The organism is Streptomyces sparsus (assembly GCF_054776295.1).
This window is the reverse complement of record NZ_BAAHCA010000662.1, coordinates 1-2,744: the sequence shown is the minus strand read 5'-3', so window position 1 is coordinate 2,744 and position 2,744 is coordinate 1. Positions and strand designations below refer to the sequence as shown.

At 70.7% G+C, this 2,744-nt stretch carries 2 protein-coding genes; both read right to left on the bottom strand.

The genetic code is table 11. The features are described from left to right. Positions 1-78 precede the first annotated feature (78 nt). Entirely contained in the window at positions 79-1,797 is a 1,719-nt protein-coding gene (metG, locus tag ACYVE9_RS21805; protein WP_461029585.1) for a methionine--tRNA ligase, read from the bottom strand. 151 nt (positions 1,798-1,948) lie between these two features. Further along, positions 1,949-2,662: a VWA domain-containing protein gene (locus ACYVE9_RS21800; RefSeq protein WP_461029586.1), complete on the bottom strand. Its 714-nt coding sequence runs from the start codon at positions 2,660-2,662 to the stop codon at positions 1,949-1,951. Between the last annotated feature and the right edge of the window lie 82 nt (positions 2,663-2,744).

Here is a 2,744-nt window from a genome sequence, read left to right as displayed (position 1 = left end):
GGCTCCGGGAGACACGCGCCCGGCGACCAGCTCCGGCTCCGGGCGGGACGTCACCCGGAGCCGCCGGCCCGGTGCGGCTCAGGCGTCGGAGCCGCCGAAGCGCTCCCGGTACGACTCCAGGTCCTCCTCGGTGATCTTGGCGAAGAGCACGGGCGGCACGGTGAAGGGCGTGCCGGCCGGCACCGCGTCCAGGGACCGGGCCTGCTCCGCGTCGACCCAGGGTGCGGTGTTGTCCGCCAGGTCGAACACGGACCGGAGCACCTTGGCGGAGGCAGGGACGAACGGCTCGGAGAGCACCGCGTACAGGTGGATGAGGTTCATCGCGGTGCGCAGCGTCAGCGCCGCCGCCTCCGGGTCGGTCTTGATCTCCAGCCAGGGGGCCTTCTCCTCCAGGTACACGTTGCCGGCGCTCCACAGCGCCCGCAGCGCCTGGGCCGCCTTGCGGAACTGGAGGGCGTCCATCTGCTGCTCGTACTCGGTGAGCAGTCCGGCGATCTCCTCGCCGAGCTGCCGCTCGGCGTCACCGGCGGCTGCACCGGCCGGCACGGTGTCGCCGAACCGCTTGCGGGAGAACGACAGCACCCGGTTGACGAAGTTGCCGAGCGTGTCGGCCAGGTCCTTGTTGACGGAGGCCGAGAACAGCTCCCAGGTGAAGCTGGTGTCGTCGGACTCGGGGGCGTTCGCGATGAGGAAGTAGCGCCAGTAGTCGGCCGGCAGCAGTTCCAGCGCGGCGTCGGTGAAGATGCCGCGCTTCTGCGACGTGGAGAACTTGCCGCCGTAGTACGTCAGCCAGTTGAAGGCCTTGACGTGGTCGACGCGCTTCCACGGCTCGCGGGTGCCGAGCTGGGTGGCGGGGAACATCACCGTGTGGAACGGGACGTTGTCCTTGGCCATGAACTGCGTGTACCGCACGCCGTCGGCGTCGGCGCCGTACCACCAGGACTGCCAGTCGCGTTCGGCCGGGTTCTCGTCGGCCCACTCCTTCGTCGCGCCGATGTACTCGATCGGGGCGTCGAACCAGACGTAGAAGACCTTGCCCTCGGCGGCCAGCTCCGGCCAGGTGTCGGCCGGGACGGGGACGCCCCACTCCAGGTCGCGGGTGATGGACCGGTCCTGGAGTCCTTCGGTGAGCCACTTGCGGGCGATGGACGACGCGAGGTTCGGCCACTCCCCGCCGACCTCGTCGATCCACGCCTCCACCTCGCCGGCCAGCTTCGACTGGAGCAGGAACAGGTGCTTGGTCTCGCGCACCTCCAGGTCGCTGCTGCCGCTGATGGCCGACCGGGCGTCGATCAGGTCGGTCGGGTCCAGCACCCGGGTGCAGTTCTCGCACTGGTCACCGCGCGCCTTGTCGTAGCCGCAGTGCGGGCAGGTGCCGACGATGTACCGGTCGGGCAGGAAGCGCTCGTCGGCGAGCGAGTAGACCTGCCGGATCGCCCGCTGCTCGATGAAACCGTTCGCGTGCAGGCTGCGTGCGATGCGCTGGGTGATCTCGACGTTCTGCGGCGAGGAACTGCGGCCGAAGTAGTCGAAATCGAGGCTGAACCCGTCGTAGATCGCCTTCTGCGCCTCGTGCTGCTGGGCGCAGAACTCGGACACCGGCAGCCCGGCCTCCTTGGCGGCCAGCTCGGCCGGCGTGCCGTGCTCGTCGGTGGCGCAGATGTACAGCACCTCGTGCCCGCGCTGCCGCAGGTAGCGGGCGTGGACATCGGCCGGGAGCATGGACCCCACCATGTTGCCCAGGTGCTTGATCCCGTTGATGTAGGGAAGGGCGCTGGTGATGAGGTGTCGAGCCATTGCGGCTGCTCCCAAGTCGTTACCGTGCGTGATGGTCTGCTCTGACAGATCTGACGGAGCCGCCAAATATCGTATCCGAGCGGGGCGGCCCGCCCGCGCGGCTTCTCAGCGCGCTCACCGGGCGGGACGGGCCACCGCTGCGACCGTCACGTCAGCGCAGCACCCCCGCCTCCCGGGCGGCGACCAGCCACTTCGGGAACTGCTCGGTCAGCGCCGCGTACAGGTCCGCGTCGGGGATCTCCCGCGGTTCCAGTCCGGCGTGCGTGAAGCCCGCGTTGTCCACCGTGCGGCGCTCGGGGACGGGCAGGCCGGTGTCCAGCTTGCGCAGGAAGTTCAGCCCTGCCGACTTCGGGTCGCCGAAGCCCACGAACTGCCAGAACAGCGGCTTGTCGGCGGCCTCGCACAACGCCTGCTCGGCGGCGGCCTTGCTGGTGGGGGCGCCGTCGGTCTGGAAGACGACCAGGGCCGGTTCGGTCGCGCCGGACGCCTCGTAGTGCTCGATGACGGCCTGGACGGCGCTGTGGTAGTTCGTCCGTCCCATGTGGCCGAGGTCCTCGTGCAGCTGCGCGACGCGGCCCTCGTGCCCGGCCAGCGCGATCTCCGCGACGCCGTCGACGTCGGTGGAGAAGAAGACGACCGGCACGGTGCCGTCGTCGTCGAGGTTCGCCGACAGGCCCAGCACCTGGTCGGCGAGGTGCTGGACGGTGCCGTCCCGGTAGTAGCGGCGCATCGAGCCGGACCGGTCGAGCACCAGGTAGACGGCGGCCCGCTGCCCGGTCAGGCCGCTCTTCTCCAGCGACACGGCTGCGGCCTTGTACAGGCTGACCAGGGCGGGGGCGGTGGCCTCCACCTTCGCCAGTGAGATCGCCCCGCCGGCCGGGGCGTCGGCCCGGGGGCCGGACGGCTCCGGTGCGGAGGGCGCGGCAGCGGGCTCGGGGGCGGTGGCC

Excerpts from the sequence above, each read along its gene's own strand:
- metG (WP_461029585.1), bottom strand. The coding sequence starts at position 1,797 with ATGGCTCGACACCTCATCACCAGCGCCCTTCCCTACATCAACGGGATC.